Source organism: Azoarcus sp. L1K30 (genome assembly GCF_018122735.1).
GTDB lineage: Bacteria > Pseudomonadota > Gammaproteobacteria > Burkholderiales > Rhodocyclaceae > Parazoarcus.
Window position 1 is genome coordinate 1,491,740 of record NZ_JAGRRD010000001.1, and the last position, 24,104, is coordinate 1,515,843.

Sequence of the window (24,104 nt, forward strand, 5' to 3'; positions counted from 1 at the left end):
GGGGACAAAGAGCATACAACAAGGCGGACCATACCGGACTTGATCGCCGACAGCCTGCCGTTGAAGACGCGGATCATGCGTTGCCGCGGGGCGGCGGCAGGGTGTCGAGGAAGGCCACCGCCTCGGCCTCGACCCGGGTGCGGCGCATCGGTGGCAGGCTGCGCCACACCACCTTACCGTAGGACTTTTCGATCATCCGTGGATCGCAGATGCACAGCACACCGCGGTCACGCTCGGTCCGGATCAGACGTCCCGCACCCTGCTTCATGCTGATCACGGCGCGCGGCAGCTGATGGTGAATGAAGGGGCTCAGGCCCTGGCGCTGCATGTGTTCGACCCGTGCGGCGAGCACCGGATCGTCGGGCGGCGCAAACGGCAGCTTGTCGATCACGACCAGCGACAGCGCATCGCCAGGCACATCCACCCCCTCCCAGAAGCTCTGGCTGGCGACCAGGATGGCATTGCCGAGTTTGCGGAATCGGTCGAGCAGCTCGCTTCGCGACCCCTCGCCCTGCAGCAGCAGCGGCAAGGGATCATTGGCCCGTTGCAGGCCGTCCGCGATCAGCTCGTGAACACGCCGCATCGCCCGCAGCGAGGTACACAGCACGAAGGCGCGTCCCCGCGCCGCCCTGATCAAGGGCAACGCAGTGCGCGCGACGGCCTCGACATAATCGGGCGCATTGGGGTCGGGCATGCCTTGGGGCGCATACAGCAATGCCTGCGCGTCATAGTCGAAGGGACTGCCCCACACCGCCGTCATTGGCGCAGGCTCCATCCACGCCAACCCGAGTTCGCGATTGTAATGACCGAAGTCCTTGCCCACCGCCAGCGTGGCCGAGGTAAATACCCAGGCCCGTGGTTGCGCCTCTAGCTGACGCTTGAAGACGTCCGACACATGCAAGGGGGTCGCGTTGAGGGCCAGTGACTGCGCAAAGACCTCGACCCAGCGGATCAGATCCTTTTCGTCCGGACTGCGCCAGCGCGTCAGGCGCTCGCCCATCTCCTGCGCACGACGCAGACAGTTCGCAAGCCCCTCGCTGCGTTCGGCCTGGGTCTCGAGCACTGCCTCCATCTTGCCCAGCGCCGCGGCCAGCGCATCCGCCTGCTCCGCAAAACCCTGTTGTTCGGCTGCCTGCGCCGCCGACAGGCGCGCGCTCTCAGTGCCGAACACCAGCCGCAAGTCGCGCGCGGCCTTCTCCAGCGCACGTGTTTCATCAATCAGCGCGATGCAGTCACGCGCGCCGGAAACCGTTTCCGACCGCGTATCGCGCGCCAGCTCGAGCACCTGCGCAGTAGACACTGTCTCGCCGAAGAACAGGCTGGCGGTCTCGGGCAGCTGATGGGCCTCGTCGAAGATGACCGTATTGCAGGCCGGCAGCAGTTCGCCCATGCCCTCATCGCGCAACATCACGTCGGCGAAGAAGAGATGGTGGTTCACCACCACCACGTCCGCCTCCATCGCGGTGCGCCGCGCCTGCATGACGAAGCACTCCTTGACCTGCGGACAGTCCTGCCCGAGACAATTGTCGCGGGTCGAGGTCGCCGCGATCCAGGCGGCGGAATCCTCGCGCACGTCGGTGCACTCCGCTTTGTCGCCGCTTTGCGTCAGCCGCGCAAAGCGCGAGATCGCCCGCAGGTCCGCCGCATCCTGCGGGGTATGAAAACGCCCATCCCGTTCGTTGCGCTCGAGGTGGTAGTGGCAGACGTAATTCGCCCGCCCCTTGAGCAAAGCGATCGACACCGGCACCTTCAGCGCCGCCCTCACCGTCGGCAGGTCGCGGTTGAAGAGCTGATCCTGCAGGGTCTTGGTACCGGTTGAAACGATGACCTTGCCCCCGGACATCAACGCCGGCACTAGATACGCGAAAGTCTTGCCGGTTCCGGTGCCGGCCTCGGCCACCAGGATCCGGTTGCCGCGAATGGCCTGCCCGATCTGCTGCGCCATTTCGACCTGCTGCGGGCGCGGCACGTAGCCCGGAATCGCCTGCACCAGCGGCCCTTCGGCGGAAAAGAGGTGGGCGAAATCGGTCATGAAAAAATCGGGCAAAGCGGCATTCTAAGCCAATACGCCTGCCCGGCAGCGGAATCGCGCCGAGCGGGCGTCTGGGAACGCGGCCAATGCCTGTCTCTGCCACGCGCCATGTCACACGCCCTGGGCCGTATTCATCGTGCTGCAACATGAATTGGCAACAATTGAAATCTTTCGTCGCCCGCCCCGGCATTTCGCCCGGCCGGCCCCGTCAGCAGCCCTCTGGTCGTGCAGCACTATGATGATTTCGATCCCGGTTCGCCGCCTCAACGCCGGGCTTACCCTGCTCGCCTGGTCCGTCGCGATCGGCTTCGCCGCCTGGACCCTTGCATCGATCTTCTGGCAAGTCGCCACGCCGGCCAGTGTGGCGTCGCTTCCTCGCCATCAGACCGATCCTGGTCTCGCCGCCCGCGACATCCTGCGCATGCTTGGCGATGAGCGCCATGCCACGCCAGCCGACGTTGCCGTAGACAGCGCCGGCTATCGACTGGTCGGTCTCGCAACAGGGTTCGGCTCGCTGCCCGGGTTCGCGTTGCTGCAGAAGGACGGAGAGCGCGCCCGCGCAGTGGTCATGAATGAGACCCTCCCCGACGGCATGCGCCTGACCCGAATCCTGCCCGACCGCGTCGAACTCGCCGGCATGGGGCGCAGCATCGAGCTGCGCATGATCGCCTCCTCATCTGACGCGGCCTCCCGCGCAGCATCCACTACTGCCGACTGATCGGATACCGACACACACCATGCTGCTTGCTCCTCGCCTGCGTCGCCTCGCCTGCCTTGCCGCGCTCCTCCCGCTCCCGCTGATGGCAGCCAGCGACCCGGTGTCCCTCAACTTCCAGAATGCCGACATCGACACCGTGATCCAGGCAATTGGCAAGCTGTCGGGCAACAATTTTCTCGTCGACCCGCGGGTCAAGGGCAAACTCAACATCGTCACCAACACCCCGGTCGCCCCCGATCTCGCCTACCAGATCCTGCTCTCCGCGCTTCGCCTCCAAGGTTATACCGCGGTGGAAGACAAGGGCATCACCAAGATCCTGCCCGAAGCAGACGCCAAGTTGCATGCTGTACCGGTAAACAGCAATGCGGTCGCCGCCGGCGGCGGCGACCGGCTGGTGACCCAGGTTTTCGCCTTGCACCACGAATCGGCCACGCAGATGGTGCCCGTCGTGCGCCCCCTGGTCGCTCCCAATAACTCGGTCACGGCCTTTCCTTCGAACAATGTGCTGGTGGTAACCGACTACGCAAGCAACATTGCGCGCATCGCCTCCGTCATAGAATCCCTTGACGTTGCCCAGGGCGATCTCAGCGTCATCGCCTTGAATCACGCCGCCGCCGGCGACCTTGCCCCCTTGCTGTCACGCCTGCTCGCAGAACGTGCGGGGAGCAACTCAAGCGGCGGGGTGCAGATTCTGGCCGAACCGCACAGCAACAGCCTGCTGGTGCGCGCGGACACACCCAGCAGGATCATCGCCGTACGCCAGCTCGTCGCCAATCTCGACCGGCCGGGCGCTGGCGGCAACATTCATGTGGTGTACCTGAAGAACGCCGATGCGCGTCAGGTCGCGGAAACCCTCAACGCCACGCTGGGCACCAGCACGGGCAGCACCACGCCCGCTTCGAGCCAGTCCGCCAGCGGATTGAGCGGCTTGACCGACGGCAGTGGCGTTGGCGGCACGACGACGACCGCCACGGGCGTAGCCAACTCCCCGGCAGGCAGCGGCGCGAACGCAGCCGGTCGCAGCGGCACGATCCAGGCCGACCCGATGAACAACGCCCTCATCATCAATGCGCCTGAAGCCATCTATCGCAACCTGCGCGTGGTCATCGACCAACTCGATCGCCGCCGGGCCCAAGTCTATATCGAAGCCCTGATCGCGGAAATCTCGACCGAGCGCGCAGCCGAGTTCGGCATCCAGTGGGCGGCGGCAGGCAGCAATGGCAGTACCAGCGTCATCGGCACGAGCGCGTTCGCCAGCGGCAGCAATAACCTTCTGCAACTGGCCACCGGCGCGGCCTCGGGCACGGTGACCGTGCCTGGTAACGGACTGACACTTGCGGTCGGAGGCGGCAAGGTCAATATCCCCGGGGTTGGCGATGTACTCAGCCTGGGCCTGCTTGCGCGTTTCCTTGAAAACGAGGTCAGCGCCAACATCCTGTCGACGCCAAACATCGTCACCCTGGACAACGAGGAGGCCAAGATCGTCGTTGGCCGCAACGTGCCCTTCGTGACCGGTCAGTACACCAATACCGGTTCGGGCAGCACCGTCAGCAATCCCTTCCAGACCATCGAGCGCAAGGACGTCGGCCTGACGCTCAAGGTTCGTCCGCAGATCTCCGAAGGCGGCGCGATTCGTCTGGCGATCTATCAGGAGGCCTCTGCCGTGGTCGGCAGCACCGATACCGGCAACGGCCCCACCACCACGAAGCGTTCGATCGAATCGATGGTGATGGTCGACGACGGTGCCATCATCGCCCTCGGCGGCCTGGTCGAAGACAGCTACAGCGGCGGCGAGGAGAAGGTCCCCATGCTCGGCGACCTGCCGGTAGCCGGGGCGCTATTCCGCTACGACAATCGCAAGCGCAGCAAGACCAATCTGGTCGTGTTCCTGCGACCGGTGATCCTGCGCGAGCGCGAGGACTACGCTGGTATCACGCGCTCGCGCTATGACTATGTGATCGGCGAACAGCGCGCATCGGCACGCCCTCGCGATCTGCTTCGCGGTGAGTCCGGCCCGGCGGAATTGCCGGCCTTCGGCAGCGCAGCGCCCACGGTACCCTACGCGCCACCGGCGCCGGTCGAGGACGCAACGATCCGGCCCATCCACCAATGAGCACCCAGACGCTGCCTTATGCCTTTGCCCGCCGGCACGGCGTGCTCGTCACCGCGATCGGGAGCGAGCACGCCGACGTGCTGCTGCGCGAAGGTGCCAGCCTCGCCGCGATTGCCGAAGTCCGGCGCCATGTCGGCCTGCCCCTCACGCTCACGCAGGCGTCACCGGCCGCATTCGAGGCACAGCTTGCCGAGCGCTACAGTGCTGCCGACGGCAGTGCGGCCGACATCGTGGCCGACGTCGGTCAAGATGTCGATCTGCAGCAGTTGATGACCGATCTGCCGGCGGTCGAGGACCTGCTCGAATCGCAGGACGACGCGCCCATCATCCGCATGATCAACGCGCTGCTGACCCAAGCGGTGCGCGAAGGCGCTTCCGACGTGCATATCGAGCCCTACGAAAGCGGGTCGGTGGTGCGCCTGCGCCGCGACGGCATGCTGCGCGACATCGCCCGACCTCATCGTGGTCTGCATGCCGCCATGGCGTCGCGGATCAAGATCATGGCGAATCTGGATATTGCCGAGAAGCGCTTGCCGCAGGACGGACGCATCACCCTGAGACTGGCCGGGCGCCCGGTCGACGTGCGTGTTTCTACGCTGCCGACGACGCATGGCGAGCGCCTTGTCCTGCGCCTGCTCGACAAGGGTGGCGCGCGAATCGGGCTCGAAAGCCTGGGCATGGCAGACGACACCCGCGACGGTTTCCTGCGACTGCTTGCGCAGCCGCACGGCATCCTGCTGGTCACGGGCCCGACCGGTTCGGGCAAAAGCACCACACTCTATGCCGCACTGCAGACCATGGACAGCGGCAGGCAGAACATCGTCACGGTTGAGGATCCGGTCGAGTACGACCTGCCCGGCGTGGCCCAGATCCAGGTCAATCCGCGTATCGATCTCGACTTCGCCCGCGCCCTGCGCGCCATCCTGCGGCAGGACCCCGATGTCATCCTGATCGGTGAAATCCGCGACCTCGAAACCGCCCGCATCGCGGTGCAAGCCAGTCTGACCGGCCATCTCGTACTCGCCACCCTGCACACGAACGACGCCGCCTCGGCCATCACCCGGCTGGTCGACATGGGCATCGAACCCTTCCTGCTCGCGTCGACGGTTCGTGGCGTGGTGGCACAACGCCTGGTACGCCGCCTGTGCCCGTCGTGCAGCAGCAGCTATCAAGCGGGTGAGACGGAACTCGGCCTGCTCGGGCCCGACTGTCCGCGCACGCTGTGGCGGGCCGCGGGTTGTGACGCCTGCAGCCATACCGGCTATACCGGACGCAGTGGCATCTATGAACTGCTTGCAATCGATGCCGGCGCAGCGCGTCTGGTGCATGATGATGCCGGCGAAGCGGCGCTACGCGAACATGCACGCGCAGGTGGCGCCCGCGGCCTGCGCGACGACGGACTGCGCCTGCTGGCGCAAGGCGCTACCTCCGCCGAGGAACTGCTGCGTGCCACACGCGACTGAGCAACCTGCACCATGACTGCCTTCCACTACCGCGCGCTCGACGCCAGCGGGCAGTCCTGCCAGGGCGTGCTTGAAGCCGAGAGCATGCGCTCGGCCCGCGTTCTGTTGCGCGAACGTGGTCTTTTTCCGCTTGATGTCAGCCATGTCACCGGCGCCCGCCAGAGAGGACGCCGGTCGCGCCGGCTCAAGGCCGCGGCACTGGCACTCCTCACCCGGCAGTGGGCAACGCTCCTTGCTGCCGGCCTGACGCTCGAGCAGGCGCTCGCGGCATTGATCGAACAGGCCGAGGAGGATGGCATACGCCAGTTGCTGGCCGGCCTGCGGTCGGAAATCCTCGCCGGCTACAGCCTGCGCGCGGCCCTCGACCGCTATCCGGCCGCCTTTCCGGCGATCTACCGCGCCTCGATTGCCGCGGGAGAAAAGTCCGGGGAACTGGCCACGGTGATGAACCAGCTTGCCGACTACCTCGAACAGCATGGGCTGATGCAGCAAAAGACCACCCAGGCGCTGGTCTATCCGGTCATTGTCGCGGTGGTGGCGCTATTGGTCGTCATCGGCCTGATGACCCACGTCGTCCCGCAGGTGATCGGCGTATTCGCCCAGACCAAACAGGCGCTGCCGCCGCTGACCCGCGGATTGATCGCGGTATCGAACTTCCTGCGCGACTGGGGCTGGCTGTTGCTGCTCGTCGTCGCGGCCTGCGGTCTGACCGCGCATGCCGCGTTGCGCAACCAGGAGATTCGCCGCCGCTGGGAATCGCGCTTGCTTGCATTTCCGGTGATTGGCAGGCACCTGCGCACGATGGATGCCTCGCGCTTTGCCAGCACCCTGTCCATCCTGACCGGCAGCGGCGTCCCCCTGCTCGCTGCGCTCGAAGCCGGGGGCCGGGTCATCCACCGCCTGCCCCTGCGCGATGCGGTCGATGCGGCCACGGCCCGCGTGCGCGAAGGCCAGAGCCTCGCCCGCGCGCTCGGCGCCACCCGCGCATTTCCGCCACTGCTGGTGCACATGATCGCCAGTGGCGAAGCGACCGGCCGTCTCGACGAACTGTTGTCGCGCGCGGCCCGGCTGCAGCAGCAGGAACTGGAAACCCGTGGCGCGGTGCTGGCCAGTCTGCTCGAGCCCGCTTTGCTGGTTGCCATGGGCGGCATCGTGCTGGTGATCGTCATCGCGGTGATGCAACCCATCATCGAAATCAACACCCTGATGAAGTGAATGTCATGACCTTTTGCTCCCCCCCCCAGTACTTCGAAACGCCTGGAAACAGACTCGAACGCGGTTTTACGCTGATCGAAGTCATGATCGTGATCGTCATTCTCGGCGTCCTCGCCGCGCTCATCGTCCCGCGTGTCATGAGCCGTCCGGACGAAGCGCGGGTGGTCGCCGCACGCCAGGACATCGCCTCGATCATGCAGGCGCTCAAACTGTACCGACTCGACAACCGGCGCTACCCCACAACGGAACAGGGCTTGTCCGCCCTGGTCAGGAAGCCGGACACCGCACCGGTACCGGACAACTGGAAATCCTATCTGGAGCGTTTGCCTGCCGACCCGTGGGGCGGCGAATATCAGTACCTCAACCCGGGCATCAATGCCGACGTCGATGTCATGAGCTTCGGCGCCGACGGCACGCGCGGCGGTGAGGGGTTCGATGCCGACATCGGCTCCTGGCAACCTTGATCCGCGCCCGTCCGCCGCGCCATGCGCACGGCTTCTCGCTGATTGAACTGATGGTGGTGCTGGCCATCATCGGCATCGTCAGCGGCGGCGCGAGCCTTGCGATCGACGGATTTCGCGCCAACGATGTCGACATGGCCAGCGAACGCCTGCGACGCACCCTGGAGGCCTGCGCCGACCGCGCGGCGGTGCGTGGCCACCCCATCGCGATCGAATTTTCCGACGATGCTTACCGCTTCACCCGCCTGGATCCCGACGGACGCTGGCGCGCGCTGGAGGAGCCCCCGCTCTTCATGCCCCGTGTGCTGCCCGATCAAATGCAGATCGTCAACCTGCGGCGCCATCTCCGGGGATCGCAGCAGCATGCGCAGCGCGACCTGCGAATCGAGTTCGGCACCCGCGCCCCTTCCTTCGAACTGACGATGCGCACTCGCAAGGACACCATACGCTTGCGCGGCGACCCCAACGGCCGTGTCAGCCGCATCGATGGCGGAGCTACGCCGCCATGACATCGTACCGCGAACCCACCCGCTTCGATGGACGCAAGACGCGCGGCTTCACCTTGCTCGAAACTCTGGTGGCGCTGGCCATTGTCGCCATTGCCCTGATCTCGGCCCTGCGCGCGATGGGTGCGAGCACGCTGGCCGCTTCCGAACTGCGCGACCGCGTGCTGGCCGACTGGGTGGCGCGCAACCGGCTCGCCACCTATCGGGCCAGCGCAGAATTTCCCGCCACCGGCCGGTTTGAAGGCCGCGTCACCCAGGGACATTCCACATTCCGCTGGCGCGAACGCGTCGGTCCCACGCCCAATGCCCTGTTCCGCCGCATCGATGTGGATGTCCTCGATGGCGACGGCCATCATGTGCTCGCGCATGCCACCGGATACGTCACGAGAGCGCCGCGATGAGTGCCATTGACCACCAGCGCGCGCGCGGCCTGACCCTGATCGAACTCGTCATCGCACTGGCACTGTTCGCCATCCTTGGTACCCTCACCTGGCGCGCAACCGCGCAGGTGATCGACACCCGCGCCCGCGTCAGTCGCGAGATCGGCCGCTGGCAGGACATTGCCAGTGCCATGCAGCGCATCGAGATGGAACTGCAGCAGATCGCAGCCCCCGCGCTGCCACCTGCTGGTACGGCTGCGAGTCCTGCCCTGGAGCTGCTGCGCATCAGCGATGATGGTCACAGCGAACTTCGCCTGCTGGCACTGGGCGCCAGTGGCGAGGGTGCACGCCGGATCGGACTGCGCTTCACCGGCACCCGTCTCGACTGGCTGATCTGGCCGGATCGCAATGCCCGCACCGGTGCCGACACATACCTTCTGCTCGACGGGGTGCGCGCGATACGCTGGCACTTCATCGGCAAAGGCGAACGGCACGACCGGTGGCCCGTCGCCGGCCGTGCCGGCGACACCCTGCCCGCCGCCATCGAACTCGAACTGGAAACGACCGATGACGGTACGTTCACCCGCCTTGTCGCCCTGCGCTGAGCGCGCTCGGCAGCGCGGCGCGGCGGTCGTGCTTGCGCTGCTGACGGTGACCCTCGCGGCCGTGCTGGCCGCATCGGTGCTGGCCGACGTCGGCTACGCGATCGAAGCCGTGTCCGGGCGCCGTGACCAGGCCCAGTCGCAGCGGCTGGCACGCGCCGCGGTAGATTGGGCGCGTCAGGTGCTGGCCCAGGACGGACGCGAAAGCAATGTGGATCACGGCCAGGAGAACTGGACGGTCCGGATTCCTGCCACCCCCCTGGGCGACGATGCGCAGGATGGCACGGTGGCCGGCGAAATCGTCGAGCTTTCCGGCCGCTTCAATATCAACGAGCTCGCGCCTGAAGGCGTGGCGAATGTCGCCGCGGGCGAACGCCTGCAACGTCTGCTCACACGCATCGGCGAACCGCCCGAAACCGCCCGCGCGCTCACGCAGACGCTGACCCGGTGGATCGCAGCCGGGCCCGCGGCCGATGGCGACCCCGCCCCCCACGCGCCGCTGGTGGCAGTCGACGAGGTGGCTGCCGTCGTCGGCATCGACCCCTCCTTGTGGCATCGACTGCAACCATTCATCACAGCAGTACCGACGCCGAGCCCGATCAATGTCAATACGGCGCCGGCCGAGGTGCTCTCGGCACTGGTGCCCGGTCTCGACCTGAACGCGGCGCGGGTGCTGGTCGCCGAACGCGACCATGCCTGGTTCCGCGATCTCGCCGACTTTGGCGCGCGCCTGCCGGCAGGGGCCAGCCCCCCATCGGGGCAGTTGGCCAGCGTCAGCAGCCATCACTTCCTCGTCACCATCCACGCCAGTTACGGCGTCGCCGTCAGCCGCCTCGAAGCGCTGCTGGAACGGCGAAGGATCTGGCCCGAAATCCTCTGGTACCGCATCCCATGACCACACGACTACTGCTCCGGATCGACGAACACTGGCCGCGCGAACCCGCAGCGGACTGGGTCTTGCTCGACGCATCCAACCGCGTGCTGCAGCAAGGCTGCAGTGGTGCAGCGCACTGGCCTGCGGCCGACAGCTGCGAGGCAATCCTCGCCGGCGCTCAGTGCCTGTGGCTCGAGGTCATGCTGCCTCCGGCGCCAAAGCGCGAACGTGCGCGTCTGCTCGCCTACGCGCTCGAAGAACATCTGGTCGACGATCCTGATACACAACATCTGACCGTCACACACAGTGCGCTTGAAGACCATTCGCGCCGCACCGGCGTGATCGTGGTCGGCCGTGCCCGGATGGTGCAACTGGTCGCCCAGTTCGATGCCATCGGACGACCGCTGTCGCATCTGCGCAGCCTGCTCGAGACCGTTCCCCCTGCGCCGCCGCGATGGACGCTTGCGATCGATGCGCACATGGCGCTCCTGCGCCCGGGGTCGTCGCCGACCGTATGCCTCGAGGCATCATCAGCCCAGGCCCTTGCCGACGCGCTGTCGCTGTCCCTGGCCCAGGCGGCCCGTCGCGCCGGCGCCGAAACGCCGCGTGCCATAGAACTTCGCATCGCCGACGATGGTGCCCTCCCCCCACTTCCCCTGGCGCAGGACCAGACCCCGGCGTTCGAGCCCGGACCGCCCTGGCAGTGGTGGGCGTATGTCGACCATTGCACCGAACTCCTGCATGGAGAGTTCGCCCCCCGTCATATGCGCAGCAAACGCTGGCACGCGCTTCGAGCGCCGCTCTTGCTGATGGCGGCGACCGTGCTCGCGTTGATCACGGCAAATCTCGTCCAGATTCTCGACCAACGCCAGTCCCTCGCCGACCTCGACGCCCGCTCGCTGCGACTGTTCGCCCGCGCCCTGCCAGGGACGCCAGCAGTCGCGCCGGAGGCACAATTGGCGCGTGCGCTCGCCGACGAACGCAGACGTACCGGACGTCTCGCCGAGGGCGACTTCATCGCCTTGCTGCGCGCCCACCTCGAGGCAGCCGGCGCCACCCCGCTCGACATTGACTACGAGAAGGGCAAGCTCGACATCGGCCTGTCGCCCGGCACGGACATCGCCGCACTGAAGACCCGTCTCGCCCTGCAAGGCATCGACGTCCGCGGGCGCGATGGCGGGCTCGTCCTCAGCGCACGGCCGCGCCCCTGATCCATTCCGCTCAGCCCCTTCCCTGCCCAACCGTCAAGGACTTGTAACCGAGCATGCCAAGCGCCAACGACTCAAGAACTGACCTGGCCCTCGTGATCGCCCCCCTGCGCCGATGGCTCTCTGCGCGGGCGCCGCGCGAGCGCCAAATGATGTTGATTGCAGTGATGGCGGTGGCGCTTGCGGCCGCCCTGACCGCCACCGACTGGATCCTCGCGGAGCGTGAACGCCTGCAGAAGCGTCTGCCCCTGGCCCGGGCAGTGTTTGAGCGCATGCAGGCGGACACGGACGAACTGACCCGCCTGCGTGCCTTGCCAGCGTCGCCCGCACCTGAGCCAGCAACGCTCGTGGCCGCAGTGCGCAGCGCGGCACTGGCCCGCGGTCTGCAGTTGGAGATCCGCGCCACCCCCGACGGTCTGTCGGCAAGCGGACATGCCGCCCTGCCGGACTTGATAGACTGGCTCGCGGCGATGCAGGGCGATTTGCATCTATACCCGGTGCGCCTGCGCACCGGCAGCGCACCGGGCCGCCCCGTCGAAGTGCTGCTGGCGCGCGTCGGCGGCGCCCCGGCCGGCAACGGCCGATGAGACCCTTCCTGCTGCTATTGCTGGTCGCCGCGGGGCTGGTGGTCGCGCACGCGCCATCCAGCCTGCTCGACACCGTGCTTGCACAGGCCAGCGATGGCCACCTCCGCCTGGCGTCGCCACGGGGAAGCCTGTGGCGCGGCAGCGCCGAACTGGCCAGCGCCGGCGAAGCGCGCATGCTCGAACCGTGGGCCAAGGCCGCCTGGCGCCTCGACCTCCCTGCATTGTTGCATGGGCAGGCATCGTGGACGCTCGAAGTGGATGACCGGCCAGCTGGTCGGCTCAGCGTCGGCATCCACCGCTGGAAGGTGGAGCAAGCCGCCATCTCACTGCCATTGCCTCCACTGCTGCAGGCGCTGCCCCACCCGGCGTTCCATTTCGGCTGGCGTGGCCGTGCCGACGTCCATGGGCCGGGCATTGAATGCGACTGGCAGGCGCGCTGTAGTGGCCGCCTTGTGCTGGCGTGGCGCGATGCTGGTACCGACATCCTGCCGATGCAGACGCTGGGCGGCTTCGATTTCGAGTTCGACGCGGGACCGCACCCGAACCAAGGTCAGGCTGCGACCGCCCTCAGCCTGACCGTCAGCAGTCAGGCGAACAACCGCCTTGTGATCAACGGCCGGATCGGACTGGCGCCCGACGATCCGCCGCGCGTCGACCTGAGCCTGGGCGGCGAAGCGGGCCTCATCGACCGCATCGCGCCCTTGCTGGAGCAGATTGCACGCCGCGACGGTGATCGCCTGCTCATCCGTCAGCCCTGACCACGTGACCGACAACATGGTTGCGCAAGCCTGATCGGACGCTCGAAAACCGGGAGGTCGAATACCCGGGCCGTCCGCCCTGCGCCATTGGTGCGTACAAATAAATTAAAGTATTTAACTATATGCCGTTATAACATTCAGATAGCCAACCCACTCGGGGGCGGACATGGTTCGCACGCCCCGACCGACAGCGACCCATCATGAAAAACGCGCTCACCGTCAAGAAACAGCTGGCACTGCTCACGCTCGTCACCTGCAGCCTGTTCATTGCGGCCATTGCCTTCACCGTGTGGCAAATGCATGCCACGCAGGAACGCATGCTTGGTTTCATCGATGCCGAACTGACGATGGAACGCGATGTCACCGCTGCCTATGCCCAGGGTTTGCAGATGGGGCAGGCCCTGCGCAACATTCTCCTCGATCCGAAAAACCCCACCGCATACGACAACTTCAAGCGAGCAGAATCCGAATTCTCGACCCTGATCGACCGTGTCAGGCAAGGGCCGTCATTGCTAGAGGGCGGCACCCGGACAACCGACGACATCGCCAGGATTCACGACGCCTGGCAGCCCTTGCGCGCAGCGGTAATCGATTCCGTACGAGCCGGCGCGCAGGACGATGCGATGCGCGTGCTGGTCAAGGAAGAAACACCGATGTGGAGGAAGATGCGCGACATCCTGCTGACCCAGATCCGCTTCCTCGGCGGCGCCACCAGCGACACACGCGAGGCTCTGGTGCGCGACTTCGATCGCACCATCGGCACGACGATAGCGATTGCCACGCTTGCCCTGCTGCTGTGTGTCGTGCTCGCCGTGCTGATGGGACGGCACCTGCTGCGCCAGCTCGGTGGCGAGCCGGCCTATGCGGTGGAAGTAACCAGGGACATCGCCGCTGGCACGTTGAACAGGCCGCTGCAAGCCCGCCACGCAGCGCCCGACAGTCTGCTCGGCGCCATGGGTACGATGCAATCCGAACTCGCAAGCACGGTCAGGCAGATTCGCGAGCACGCCGACGATGTCACTGTTGCCGCGGTGTTGATGCGTGAAAACGGGAGCCAGATCGAACGCGACTCGATGAAGCAGAGCGAGGCCGCGAACGCGATTGCGGCCGCTGTGGAGGAACTGAGCGTCAGCATCACCCAGCTCGCCGACTATGCGCACGACGCCGACCGTCTATCGGCCGACTCAACCCAGCAGGTCGAGGGAAGCATCGCCGTCATCCGCAGCACGAGCCAGGCGATGGAGCAGATCTCGACACGCATGAGCGCCTCGGCCGAGGTCATGGCCGAACTCGGCAGCAGTGCAGAGAGCATCTCTTCGATCGTGCGTGTCATCGAGGACATTGCCGGGCAGACCAATCTGCTCGCCCTGAATGCCGCGATCGAAGCAGCACGCGCAGGCGAACAGGGTCGCGGCTTTGCGGTGGTGGCCGACGAGGTACGCAAGCTTGCAGAGCGCACCGCGCAGTCGACGCACGAGATCTCGGCGATGATCAAACGCGTCCAGGGGCACGCGTCGGACGCCGTCGACAGCATGAGTGCGGGCCGCAAGCTCGCGGCGCAGGGTAGCGAACAAGCGGAACAGGCCAGCACCGCCGTCGGCGCGTTGGTGCAGAGCGTCACCAGCGTACGCACTGTCATTGCCTCGATCAACGCCGCGCTTCACGAGCAACGCTCGGCAAGCACGGAGATTGCCCAAAGCGTGGAGCAGATCGCCCACATGAGCGAGCAGAATCACGGGGCCACGACATCCCTGCTGACGCGTGCCACCGAACTGGAAAGCCTGTCGGCCTCGCTCGAAGAATCCGTCGGCCATTTCGAGGTCTAGCGCACCCGCCGCATCCGCTGCGTCGAGAGACCTTCGGCCTCCGCGACTAATCGACCCGGTGCGGTTCGGCCAGATAGTCGCGCGTACGCATCTCCATCAGCCGACTGACGGTACGGACGAACTCGTGCGCATTATGGCCCTCGGTATAGAGGTCGTGGGCCTCAGCGCCAGCGCTCATGATCAGCTTGACCCGATGGTCGTAGAGCACATCGATGAGCCAGGTCAGCCGGCGTGCCTCTGAGGCTTCGCCCGAACCCATGCGCGGCACGCCGGAGAGCAGCAGCGTATGGTGTTCGCGCGCGATTTCCAGGTAGTCATTCTGCGAGCGGTTGCCACGGCACAGCGTCGCAAAATCGAACCAGATCACCCCGCCGGCACATCCCAGCACGGGAAGGCTGCGGCCAAGGACCTCGATCTCCCCGGGTGTGACGTCGCTGGCGGCAAGACGGCGGAAATCGTCGCGCATCTTGAGCTCGGCCGCCTCGTCGGCGGGGACCAGATAGATCTCGATCTTCTCCAGGGTACGCAGGCGATAGTCTGTACCGTGATCCACCTCGAAAACATCGAAACGACGCTTCATCATGTCGATGGTCGGGAGGAAGTTCACCCGCATCAGCCCATTCGGATAAAGTCCTTCGGGCGGATAGTTCGAGGTCATGACGAAGATCACGCCGCGAGCGAACAGGGCATCGAGCAGGCGCCCGAGGATCATCGCATCGGCGATGTCGGACACGTGGAACTCGTCGAAACACAGCAGTCGGGTCTGTCGCGCGATGCGATCGGCCACCTTCTGCAGCGGATCTGCCTCCTGATTGTGGTCCTTGAGGTCATTCTGCACTTCCTGCATGAAGGCATGAAAGTGCACCCGGCGCTTGCGCTGGTAGGGCACCGAATCGAAGAAGCAATCCATCAGGAAGCTCTTTCCGCGCCCTACCCCACCCCAGAAGTACACGCTGCGCGGCATGCGAGGGCGGGCAAAGACCTTACGCAGGGCGGTGCGGCGGGCAGCCTTGAAGGTGACGAGCTCGGTGTACAGCTGCTGCAAACGTTGAACGGCTGCGCGTTGCGCCGGGTCGGACTTGTAGCCGCGCAGCTTGAGTTGCGCCTCATAGGCGTCGAGCATGCCCCGTTCGGGAACATTGAGTGTACGGTGAGGCATCACGATGACCGGAAAAGATGGTTCTACAAAAGCATGCGGCACTCAGGGCTCAGGGCGCACGCATGCCGACAAACGCAGAGAGGGTGAAAAACAGGGAACGACCCCTGCTTCCCACCCCCTCAATGCTTCACGCGCGGCTTAGAAGTGCAGCGGACGCTTGTCGCATGCCAGCGCCGCCTCGTGCACCACTTCCGACATGGTCGGGTGAGCATGACAGATCCGCGCCAGATCTTCCGAACAAGCAGCGAACTCCATCGCCACCACGGCTTCAGAGACCAGCTCGGAGGCACTGGCACCGATGATATGCACGCCGAGGATGCGGTCGGTCTTGGCGTCGGCCAGCATCTTGACGAAACCGCTCGGTTCGCCCATTCCGAGCGCACGGCCGTTGGCGAGGAAGGGAATCTTGCCGACCTTGTAAGCCACGCCATCCGCCTTCAACTGTTGCTCGGTCTTACCGACCCAGGCGATTTCCGGGCTGGTGTAGATCACCCAGGGCACGGTGTCGAAATTGCAGTGGCCGGCCTGGCCCGCCATCAATTCGGCCACCATCACCGCTTCTTCCATCGCCTTGTGCGCCAGCATCGGGCCGCGGACCACGTCGCCCACCGCCCACACGCCGGGCAGGTTGGTGCGGCAATGGTCGTCGACCTCGATCATGCCACGCTCGGTGATCTTCAGTTCGACCGCTTCCGCATTCAGGCCATCGGTGTTCGGGACGCGCCCGACGGACACGATCAGGCGATCGGCCTCGAGCTTGTGATCGGCGCCATCCTTGTCCTTGTACGCTACGACCACACCCTTCTTGCTGGTCTTGACCTCGCCGATCTGCACGCCGAGATTGATCTTCAGCCCCTGCTTGGTAAACAGCTTGAGCGCTTCCTTCGCCACGTCCTGATCGGCGGCCGCAAGGAAGTCAGGCATGGCCTCGAGAATGGTCACGTCCGCACCCACCCGACGCCACACCGACCCCATCTCCAGCCCGATCACACCGGCGCCGATGACGGCGAGCTTCTTCGGCACCGCGTCAATGTCGAGCGCACCAACGTTGTCGCACACGATCTTGTTGTCGACGGGGATACCGGGAAGATGGCGCGGCGACGAGCCGGTCGCGATGATGACCTGCTTGGCCACGACCATCTCCTCACCGACCTTGACCTGCCAGCCGGCGTCCGACTTGCCGACAAAAGCGCCATGACCGTTGATCATCGTGACCTTGTTCTTCTTGAACAGGCCCTTGATGCCACCAGTGAGCTGATCGACGATGGTGCTCTTGCGCGCGATCATCTTCGAAACGTCAATCTTGGGGGTACCCACGTTGATACCCTGTGCGGCGAAGCTGTGTCCCGCCTCCTCGAAGAGGTGCGAGGTGTGCAGCAGTGCCTTCGACGGAATGCAACCGACGTTCAGGCAGGTACCGCCAAGACGCGGCTCGCCCTTCGGGTCGGCATAGGGGTTGGACTCGCAGCAGGCGGTCTTGAAGCCCAGCTGAGCAGCACGGATGGCCGCAACGTAACCACCGGGCCCACCGCCGATGACGAGTACATCGTATTCATGCGCCATGAAAATCTCCCTTGCAGAATCTGAGCGGGGCACACCCGCGCACGGCAAATGCGACCGGTTCGAACATGCCCCTGCAGCGTGTTGTCGTTATACGTCGAGGATCAGGCGGGCCGGATCTTCCATCGCTTCCTTCATCGCCACCAGGCCGAGCACCGCCTCGCGACCGTCGATGATACGGTGGTCGTAGGACATGGCGAGGTAGTTGATCGGACGCACGACAACCTGGCCGTTTTCGACCACGGCACGATCCTTGGTGGCATGGATGCCGAGGATTGCCGACTGCGGCGGGTTGATGATCGGCGTCGACATCATCGAGCCGAACACACCGCCGTTGGAGATCGAGAACGTGCCGCCGGTCAGCTCTTCGAGCGAAAGCTTGCCGTCCTTGGCCTTCTGACCGAACTCGGCAATCTTCTTCTCGATGTCGGCGATCGACATCGATTCGGCGTTGCGCAGGATGGGTACGACCAGGCCGCGCGGCGAACCGACGGCAATGCCGATGTCGATGTAGCCGTGGTAGACGATGTCGTTGCCATCGACCGATGCGTTCAGGATCGGGTACTTCTTCAGCGCAGCCACGGCGGCCTTGACGAAGAAACCCATGAAGCCCAGACGCACGCCATGAGCCTTCTCGAACTTGTCGCCGTACTGCTTGCGCAAGGCCATGACCGGCGCCATGTTCACTTCGTTGAACGTGGTCAGGATGGCGTTTTCGTTCTTCGACTGGATCAGGCGCTCGGCGATGCGGGCACGCAGACGGGTCATCGGCACGCGCTCTTCGGCACGGTCGCCGGCAGTGACCACTGCAGGCGCCGCCGCTGCCGCAGCGGACGCAGCCTTGGGCTGGGCAGCAACGGCATCTTCCTTGGTGATACGACCGCCACGGCCGGTACCGGAAACGTCGCTGGCGGCGACGCCCTTTTCGTCAAGAATCTTGCGTGCGGCCGGGCTCGCAGCGCCTGCAGCGCTCGAAGTACTCGCGGCAGCGGGCTGTGACGCCGCCTGCGCCGGCGCTGCCGGGGCAGCACTGGCACCGGCAGCCGCCTTGGCCTCGGTATCGATCTGGGCGATCAGCTCGCCCGAAGCAACGGTGTCGCCGTCGCCCTTGATGATCTTGACCAGCACGCCTTCGGCCGGTGCCGGCGTTTCGAGAACGACCTTGTCGGTCTCGATATCGATCAGGTTCTCATCACGCGAAACCGCATCGCCTTCCTTCTTGTGCCAGGTCACCAGAGTGGCCTCGGAAACGGACTCGGACAGTTGCGGTACTTTGACTTCGATCAGCATGTGGTTTTCTCCCCTTTGTGCTTATACGTTGGGTGATTGAGGCGTGGCGTCCTGGATCGGACCAAAGGCGTTCTCGATCACTTCCTTCTGTTGCTGGTTGTGCTTGGCGTAGTAACCCACGGCCGGCGACGCGGCGGCCGGACGGCTGACCAGCAGCAGCTTGCGCTTGGTGCCGAGTACGTTGACCAGATGCTGACGCGATGCAAGCCAGTACCAGGCGCCCTGGTTGCGCGGCTCTTCCTGCGCCCACACCACTTCCTTGGCATTCGGGAACTGGCTGATCGCCTTGCCGAACTCGTCGGCCGGGAAGGGATACAGCTGCTCCAGACGCACCAGCGCAGTATCTGTGATCTTGTTGTCGCGACGGTAGGCCAGCAGCTCGTAGTAGATCTTGCCCTGGCAGATCACCACCCGCTTGACCTTCTTCGGATCGAGGGCGTCGACTTCGGGGATCACGGTCTGGAAACGGCCGCTGGCCAGATCATCCATCGACGAAATGGCTTCCTTGTGACGCAGCAGCGACTTCGGCGTGATGATGATCAGCGGCTTGCGCAGCTTGCGGATCATCTGACGGCGCAGCAGGTGGAAGATCTGCGCCGGCGTGGTCGGCACGCACACCTGCCAGTTGTTCTCGGCGGCCATGTTCATGAAACGCTCCGGACGCGCCGACGAGTGCTCCGGCCCTTGGCCTTCATAGCCGTGCGGCAGCATCATCACCAGACCGCTCAGACGACCCCATTTGGCCTCACCCGAGCTGATGAACTGGTCGATGACGACTTGCGCACCGTTGACGAAGTCGCCGAACTGGGCCTCCCACACCACCAGTTCGTTGGGCTCGGCGGTCGAATAACCGTATTCGAAGGCCAGCACGGCCTCTTCCGACAGCACGGAATCGAAACACTGGAAACCGGCCTGACCGTCCTGGATATGGGCGAGCGGCACGTAGGTGCCCTCATCCCAGCGCTCGCGCTGCTGGTCATGCAGCACCGCGTGACGATGGAAGAAGGTGCTTCGGCCGACGTCCTCACCGGAAATACGGACCGCGAAGCCCTGCGCGAGCAGGCTGGCGTAGGCGAGGTTCTCGCCCATGCCCCAGTCGAGCGGGAGTTCGCCACGACCCATTGCCGCACGATCCTGGATGATCTTCTTGACCCGCGGTTGCAGGGTGAAGGTATCCGGAATCGCCGTCAGGCGCTCGGACAGACGCTTGATCTCCTGCAGCGGAATGGCAGTACCGGCCTCATCGGTATAGGCCTGCTTCAGGTAGGGGCTCCAATCAACCGAGAACTGCCGGTTGTGGCCGGACAGCACCGGGTTGTAGAGCAGCTCGCCCTTGTCCAGATGTTCGCGGTACTCGGCGATCATCTTCTCCGGCTCTTCGGCGCTGAGCGTGCCTTCGGCCACCAGGCGGTCGGCGTAGAGCTTGCGGGTGCCCGGATGCTGCTGGATCTTGCGATACATCAGCGGCTGGGTCACCATCGGCTCGTCCTGCTCGTTGTGGCCGAGTTTGCGGTAGCAGACGATGTCGATGACGACATCCTTTTTGAACTCCTGACGGAATTCCAGCGCGAGCGCGGTCACGAAGGACACTGCTTCCGGATCGTCGCCATTGACGTGGAAGATCGGTGCCTCGACCATCTTGAAGATGTCGGTGCAGTACAGCGAGGAACGATAATCGCGCGGATCGGAGGTGGTGAAGCCGATCTGGTTGTTGACCACGAGATGAACCGTGCCGCCCGTGCCGTAGCCACGGGTCTGGGAGAAGTTCAGCATCTCCTGGTTGACGCCCTGTCCCGCCACTGCCGCGTCACCATGGACCAGCACCGCCAGCACCTGGCTCTTGGACTTGTCCTTGCGACGGACTTGGCGCGCATAGACCGAGCCGGCGACCACCGGGTTGATGATCTCGAGGTGCGACGGGTTGAAGGCCAGCGTCAGGTGCATCGGGCCGCCCGGCGTCATCACGTCGCTGGAGAAGCCCATGTGGTATTTCACGTCGCCCGCGGTCAGGTCGGAGGCGGCCTTGCCCTCGAACTCCGAGAACAGCATCGACGGCGACTTGCCCAGGGTGTTGACCAGCACGTTCAGACGGCCACGGTGGGCCATGCCGATCACGGTTTCGGCAACACCGAGGCTGCCGGCAACGCGGATCAGTTCGTCCATCGCGACGATGGTCGACTCGCCACCTTCGAGCGAGAAGCGCTTCTGCCCGACATACTTGGTGTGCAGGTAGCGCTCGAGGGTCTCAGCTGCGGTGGTGCGCTCAAGGATGCGGCGCTTGATGTCGGCGGAGAACTTCGGCGTGCCGCGCACGCTCTCGAGCCGGCTCTGGATCCAGCGCTTCTGCGCGATGTCGGAGATGTACATGTACTCCGAGCCGATCGAGCCGCAGTAGGTCTGACGCACGGCCTCGAGAATCTCGCGCAAGGTCGCGCGCTCGGTCGAGAAACCGTGGAAGGAACCGACGTTGAAGGTGCGCGACAGATCCGCTTCGGTAAAGCCGTAGTAGGACGGCTCGAGCTCGGCGATCTGGGGGCGCTCGGTACGCTTGAGCGGATCGAGGTTCGCCCAGCGGTTGCCGAGGAAGCGATAGGCGTTGATCAGCTGCAGAACTGCAACCTGGAGCTTGTCCTCGCCGCCTTCCGACACCACGGTGCGCACCGGACCACGCTTGGCCATCTGCTCGAAGGCGGCAATGATCGGCCCGTGCGCCACGTCGCGCACCGCCGCGCCGGCCTGCGCCTGCAGCTTGTCGAAGTAGTCGCGCCACGTGTCCGACACCGACGCCGGGTCGGACAGATAATTCTCGTACAGTTCTTCAATGAACGGCGCATTCGAGCCGAACAAGTGAGATGTGTTTTGAAGCTGCTTCATGATGAAAGCCACCTGTTATGTTCTGAGACCCTGCTTTCTGAAAAATGAGCGAACCAGACCGAATGTGCCGCACGATGAAAAAACGGGACGGCCGCATCCAAAGCGACCATCCCGTTGCGACTAGCGCCGATCCCGTCTCCCTCCCCTCTCCATCGTCTCTTTACGGACGCTGATCCATCGCCGGAACGTCACGTCGAGCGGCACCAACGTAGAGCTGGCGCGGACGACCGATCTTGTACTCCGGGTCGGTGATCATTTCTTCCCACTGCGTGATCCAGCCCACCGTGCGCGCGAGCGCGAAGATGCAGGTGAACATGGAGGTCGGGATACCGAGAGCCTTCTGCACAATGCCGGAATAGAAGTCGACGTTGGGATAGAGCTTCTTCTCGACGAAGTACGGATCTTCCAGCGCGATCTTTTCGAGCTGCATGGCGAGCTTGAACAGACGGTCGTTCTCGAGACCCAGTTCGCCCAGCACTTCATTGCACACCTTGCGCATCAGCGTGGCACGCGGATCGAAGTTCTTGTACACACGGTGACCGAAGCCCATCAGCTTGAAGCTGTCGTTCTTGTCCTTGGCGCGCGCGATGTATTCGTCGACGCGGGAGACATCGCCGATTTCTTCGAGCATGTTCAGGCAGGCCTCGTTCGCACCGCCGTGCGCCGGGCCCCACAGGCAGGCGATACCGGCCGAGATGCAGGCAAACGGGTTGGCGCCCGACGAACCGGCCAGACGCACGGTCGACGTGGACGCGTTCTGCTCGTGATCGGCGTGCAGCGTGAAGATCACGTCGAGTGCGCGCACCAGCACCGGATTGGGCTTGTACTCCTCGCACGGCGTACCGAACATCATGTGCATGAAGTTCGCCGTGTAGCCGAGGTCGTTGCGCGGGTACATGAACGGCTGCCCGGTGTTGTACTTGTAGGCCATGGCGACGATGGTCGGCAGCTTGGCGATCAGGCGGTTGATCGACACGTTGCGGTGCTCGACGTCGGAGAAGTCCATCGCGTCGTGGTAGAAGGCCGACAGCGCGCCGACCACACCCACCATGATCGCCATCGGATGCGCATCGCGGCGGAAGCCATTGAAGAAACGGGTCAGCTGATCATGAACCATCGTGTGGTTCTTGATCGTGGTTTCGAACTCGGTCTTCTGCGCGGCATTCGGCAGTTCGCCGTTCTTGAGCAGATACGCCACTTCCAGGAAGTTGCACTGATCTGCAAGCTGCTCGATCGGATAGCCGCGATACAGCAATTCGCCCTTGTCACCATCGATGAAGGTGATCTTGGACTTGCAGCTCGCCGTAGACAGGAAGCCGGAGTCATAAGTGAACAGTCCGGTCTTTGCACCCAGCGTGCGGATATCGATGACATCCTGACCATGGGTTCCGGTCATCACCGGAAAGTCGACGGTCTGGCCATCGACGGTTAGGGTTGCAGTGCGATCAGTGCTCATAGTTTTCCCTTTTGCTTACCCGTTTAACTACCAACTCGCTCAATCATTCCCCACCGGCCAGCCTAGCGCTGGCTCAGCAGGCCGATCATCTCCTTCCACCGCTCCACCTCGCATGCCTTGCTGCCATTGACCATACCCCAGATATCATAGTCGTCGGCACGCAGCAGATCTTCAAGATCTGCAAGCTGATCGTCGGTGAGACGATCGAAGTCGCGCTCCAAGAAGCGCTGAAACACGAGGTCCAGCTCCAGCAGTGCCCTGCGGCACTGCCAGCGCACGCGACCCCGGTTGATGGTCAGCGCATCAGACCGCACGGCGAACCATCATGTCCTTGATCTTGCCAATGGCCTTGGTCGGATTCAGGCTCTTCGGACATACATCGACACAGTTCATGATGCTGTGGCAACGGAACAGGCGATACGGATCCTCGAGGTTGTCCAGACGCGCGTTCGTATCCTGGTCGCGCGTATCGGCGAGGAATCGATAGGCGGCCAGCAGACCGGCCGGCCCGACGAACTTGTCCGGATTCCACCAGAACGATGGGCACGAGGTCGAACAGCATGCGCACAGGATGCACTCGTACAGCCCGTTGAGCTCTTCGCGCTCCTCCGGCGACTGCAGGCGCTCGCGTTCGGGCGCCGGGTCGTTGTTGACCAGGTAGGGCTTGATCGAGTGGTACTGCTTGAAGAACTGGGTCATATCCACGATCAGATCGCGGATGACCGGCAGCCCGGGCAGCGGACGCAGCGTGATCGGCTGCGCCAGGCTGTCGATGTCGGTCAGACACGCCAGGCCGTTCTTTCCGTTGATGTTCATCGCGTCCGAACCGCACACGCCTTCGCGGCACGAACGACGGAAGGACATCGAATCGTCCTTTGCGCGCAGGCGCACCAGCGCATCGAGCAGCTTCTTGTCGGAAGCCTCGAGCTCTACGGTGATGTCCTGCATGTAGGGCTTCTCGTCACGATCGGGATCATAACGATAGATCTTGAATGAAACGCTGCGCTTGCTCATGTCGAATA

The 24,104-nt window shown here is 64.5% G+C and carries 21 protein-coding genes; 13 read left to right on the forward strand and 8 right to left on the reverse strand.

The genetic code is table 11. The annotated features are described in order from the left end of the window. Window positions 1-73: 73 nt before the first annotated feature. Window positions 74-2,032, reverse strand: coding sequence for an ATP-dependent DNA helicase (locus tag J5J83_RS06745; RefSeq protein WP_212346921.1), 1,959 nt, complete (start codon window positions 2,030-2,032; stop codon window positions 74-76). A gap of 235 nt (window positions 2,033-2,267) precedes the next feature. On the opposite strand from J5J83_RS06745, the gene J5J83_RS06750 reads away from it, so the two are divergent. The 13 genes from J5J83_RS06750 to J5J83_RS06810 all read left to right on the forward strand — a co-directional run bounded on the left by J5J83_RS06750 (window position 2,268) and on the right by J5J83_RS06810 (window position 14,743). Next, window positions 2,268-2,750, forward strand: coding sequence for a type II secretion system protein N (locus tag J5J83_RS06750; protein ID WP_212346923.1), 483 nt, complete (start codon window positions 2,268-2,270; stop codon window positions 2,748-2,750). Between the two features lie 82 nt (window positions 2,751-2,832). Next, window positions 2,833-4,863: a type II secretion system secretin GspD gene (gene gspD, locus J5J83_RS06755; RefSeq protein WP_249115917.1), complete on the forward strand. Its 2,031-nt coding sequence runs from the start codon at window positions 2,833-2,835 to the stop codon at window positions 4,861-4,863. Next, a complete protein-coding gene (gene gspE / locus J5J83_RS06760) occupies window positions 4,860-6,326 on the forward strand; it encodes a type II secretion system ATPase GspE (RefSeq protein ID WP_212346928.1) in 1,467 nt (488 codons plus the stop codon). Before gspD ends, gspE begins: the two co-directional genes overlap by 4 nt. Window positions 6,327-6,338: 12 nt before the next feature. Beyond that, window positions 6,339-7,541 carry a type II secretion system inner membrane protein GspF gene (gspF, locus tag J5J83_RS06765; protein ID WP_212346932.1) on the forward strand — a complete coding sequence of 401 codons (1,203 nt, stop codon included), beginning with the start codon at window positions 6,339-6,341 and terminating at the stop codon, window positions 7,539-7,541. A 5-nt stretch (window positions 7,542-7,546) separates the two neighbouring features. Continuing rightward, complete coding sequence (gene gspG / locus J5J83_RS06770) at window positions 7,547-8,005, forward strand: type II secretion system major pseudopilin GspG (protein WP_212346935.1); 459 nt, start codon at window positions 7,547-7,549, stop codon at window positions 8,003-8,005. Next, window positions 8,002-8,511 carry a prepilin-type N-terminal cleavage/methylation domain-containing protein gene (locus J5J83_RS06775; RefSeq protein ID WP_212346938.1) on the forward strand — a complete coding sequence of 170 codons (510 nt, stop codon included), beginning with the start codon at window positions 8,002-8,004 and terminating at the stop codon, window positions 8,509-8,511. The genes gspG and J5J83_RS06775 overlap by 4 nt, the downstream gene beginning before the upstream one ends. After that, window positions 8,508-8,909: a type II secretion system minor pseudopilin GspI gene (gspI, locus tag J5J83_RS06780; RefSeq protein ID WP_212346941.1), complete on the forward strand. Its 402-nt coding sequence runs from the start codon at window positions 8,508-8,510 to the stop codon at window positions 8,907-8,909. Before J5J83_RS06775 ends, gspI begins: the two co-directional genes overlap by 4 nt. Beyond that, window positions 8,906-9,493 (forward strand): type II secretion system protein GspJ, encoded by a 588-nt coding sequence (locus tag J5J83_RS06785; protein ID WP_212346944.1) that lies wholly within the window; start codon window positions 8,906-8,908, stop codon window positions 9,491-9,493. Before gspI ends, J5J83_RS06785 begins: the two co-directional genes overlap by 4 nt. Then, window positions 9,456-10,385: a type II secretion system minor pseudopilin GspK gene (gene gspK, locus J5J83_RS06790; RefSeq protein WP_212346947.1), complete on the forward strand. Its 930-nt coding sequence runs from the start codon at window positions 9,456-9,458 to the stop codon at window positions 10,383-10,385. The genes J5J83_RS06785 and gspK overlap by 38 nt, the downstream gene beginning before the upstream one ends. Further along, the gene (gspL, locus tag J5J83_RS06795) at window positions 10,382-11,575 is read left to right on the forward strand and encodes a type II secretion system protein GspL (protein ID WP_212346949.1); all 1,194 of its coding nucleotides are present in this window, start codon (window positions 10,382-10,384) and stop codon (window positions 11,573-11,575) included. Before gspK ends, gspL begins: the two co-directional genes overlap by 4 nt. Before the next feature lie 53 nt (window positions 11,576-11,628). Continuing rightward, complete coding sequence (gspM, locus tag J5J83_RS06800; RefSeq protein ID WP_212346952.1) at window positions 11,629-12,159, forward strand: type II secretion system protein GspM; 531 nt, start codon at window positions 11,629-11,631, stop codon at window positions 12,157-12,159. Next, window positions 12,156-12,917, forward strand: coding sequence for a type II secretion system protein N (gspN, locus tag J5J83_RS06805; protein WP_212346954.1), 762 nt, complete (start codon window positions 12,156-12,158; stop codon window positions 12,915-12,917). The genes gspM and gspN overlap by 4 nt, the downstream gene beginning before the upstream one ends. A gap of 200 nt (window positions 12,918-13,117) precedes the next feature. Beyond that, entirely contained in the window at window positions 13,118-14,743 is a 1,626-nt protein-coding gene (locus J5J83_RS06810; RefSeq protein WP_212346956.1) for a methyl-accepting chemotaxis protein, read from the forward strand. 46 nt (window positions 14,744-14,789) lie between these two features. Here the strand turns inward: J5J83_RS06810 and zapE are convergent, their stop codons facing one another. From zapE to J5J83_RS06845, 7 genes are all read right to left on the reverse strand, one after another. After that, window positions 14,790-15,902: a cell division protein ZapE gene (zapE, locus tag J5J83_RS06815; protein WP_212346958.1), complete on the reverse strand. Its 1,113-nt coding sequence runs from the start codon at window positions 15,900-15,902 to the stop codon at window positions 14,790-14,792. 138 nt (window positions 15,903-16,040) lie between these two features. Then, entirely contained in the window at window positions 16,041-17,465 is a 1,425-nt protein-coding gene (gene lpdA / locus J5J83_RS06820) for a dihydrolipoyl dehydrogenase (protein WP_212346960.1), read from the reverse strand. Between the two features lie 87 nt (window positions 17,466-17,552). Then, window positions 17,553-18,752: a 2-oxoglutarate dehydrogenase complex dihydrolipoyllysine-residue succinyltransferase gene (gene odhB / locus J5J83_RS06825; RefSeq protein ID WP_212346962.1), complete on the reverse strand. Its 1,200-nt coding sequence runs from the start codon at window positions 18,750-18,752 to the stop codon at window positions 17,553-17,555. 21 nt (window positions 18,753-18,773) lie between these two features. Beyond that, window positions 18,774-21,629 (reverse strand): 2-oxoglutarate dehydrogenase E1 component, encoded by a 2,856-nt coding sequence (locus J5J83_RS06830; RefSeq protein ID WP_212352862.1) that lies wholly within the window; start codon window positions 21,627-21,629, stop codon window positions 18,774-18,776. A 157-nt stretch (window positions 21,630-21,786) separates the two neighbouring features. Continuing rightward, window positions 21,787-23,082 carry a citrate synthase gene (gene gltA / locus J5J83_RS06835; protein WP_212346964.1) on the reverse strand — a complete coding sequence of 432 codons (1,296 nt, stop codon included), beginning with the start codon at window positions 23,080-23,082 and terminating at the stop codon, window positions 21,787-21,789. Window positions 23,083-23,144: 62 nt separating this feature from the next. Next, a complete protein-coding gene (locus J5J83_RS06840) occupies window positions 23,145-23,381 on the reverse strand; it encodes a succinate dehydrogenase assembly factor 2 (RefSeq protein WP_212352864.1) in 237 nt (78 codons plus the stop codon). A gap of 4 nt (window positions 23,382-23,385) precedes the next feature. After that, window positions 23,386-24,096, reverse strand: a complete 711-nt coding sequence (locus J5J83_RS06845) for a succinate dehydrogenase iron-sulfur subunit (RefSeq protein ID WP_212346966.1) — start codon at window positions 24,094-24,096, stop codon at window positions 23,386-23,388. Between the last annotated feature and the right edge of the window lie 8 nt (window positions 24,097-24,104).

What these genes read in the sequence shown, in the direction of transcription:
- J5J83_RS06745 (WP_212346921.1), bottom strand. Translation starts at nt 2,032, where the DNA reads ATGACCGATTTCGCCCACCTCTTTTCCGCCGAAGGGCCGCTGGTGCAG.
- J5J83_RS06750 (WP_212346923.1), top strand. Translation starts at nt 2,268, where the DNA reads ATGATGATTTCGATCCCGGTTCGCCGCCTCAACGCCGGGCTTACCCTG.
- gspD (WP_249115917.1), top strand. Translation starts at nt 2,833, where the DNA reads ATGGCAGCCAGCGACCCGGTGTCCCTCAACTTCCAGAATGCCGACATC.
- gspE (WP_212346928.1), top strand. Translation starts at nt 4,860, where the DNA reads ATGAGCACCCAGACGCTGCCTTATGCCTTTGCCCGCCGGCACGGCGTG.
- gspF (WP_212346932.1), top strand. Translation starts at nt 6,339, where the DNA reads ATGACTGCCTTCCACTACCGCGCGCTCGACGCCAGCGGGCAGTCCTGC.
- gspG (WP_212346935.1), top strand. Translation starts at nt 7,547, where the DNA reads ATGACCTTTTGCTCCCCCCCCCAGTACTTCGAAACGCCTGGAAACAGA.
- gspI (WP_212346941.1), top strand. Translation starts at nt 8,508, where the DNA reads ATGACATCGTACCGCGAACCCACCCGCTTCGATGGACGCAAGACGCGC.
- J5J83_RS06785 (WP_212346944.1), top strand. Translation starts at nt 8,906, where the DNA reads ATGAGTGCCATTGACCACCAGCGCGCGCGCGGCCTGACCCTGATCGAA.
- gspK (WP_212346947.1), top strand. Translation starts at nt 9,456, where the DNA reads ATGACGGTACGTTCACCCGCCTTGTCGCCCTGCGCTGAGCGCGCTCGG.
- gspL (WP_212346949.1), top strand. Translation starts at nt 10,382, where the DNA reads ATGACCACACGACTACTGCTCCGGATCGACGAACACTGGCCGCGCGAA.
- gspM (WP_212346952.1), top strand. Translation starts at nt 11,629, where the DNA reads ATGCCAAGCGCCAACGACTCAAGAACTGACCTGGCCCTCGTGATCGCC.
- gspN (WP_212346954.1), top strand. Translation starts at nt 12,156, where the DNA reads ATGAGACCCTTCCTGCTGCTATTGCTGGTCGCCGCGGGGCTGGTGGTC.
- J5J83_RS06810 (WP_212346956.1), top strand. Translation starts at nt 13,118, where the DNA reads ATGAAAAACGCGCTCACCGTCAAGAAACAGCTGGCACTGCTCACGCTC.
- zapE (WP_212346958.1), bottom strand. Translation starts at nt 15,902, where the DNA reads ATGCCTCACCGTACACTCAATGTTCCCGAACGGGGCATGCTCGACGCC.
- lpdA (WP_212346960.1), bottom strand. Translation starts at nt 17,465, where the DNA reads ATGGCGCATGAATACGATGTACTCGTCATCGGCGGTGGGCCCGGTGGT.
- odhB (WP_212346962.1), bottom strand. Translation starts at nt 18,752, where the DNA reads ATGCTGATCGAAGTCAAAGTACCGCAACTGTCCGAGTCCGTTTCCGAG.
- gltA (WP_212346964.1), bottom strand. Translation starts at nt 23,082, where the DNA reads ATGAGCACTGATCGCACTGCAACCCTAACCGTCGATGGCCAGACCGTC.
- J5J83_RS06845 (WP_212346966.1), bottom strand. Translation starts at nt 24,096, where the DNA reads ATGAGCAAGCGCAGCGTTTCATTCAAGATCTATCGTTATGATCCCGAT.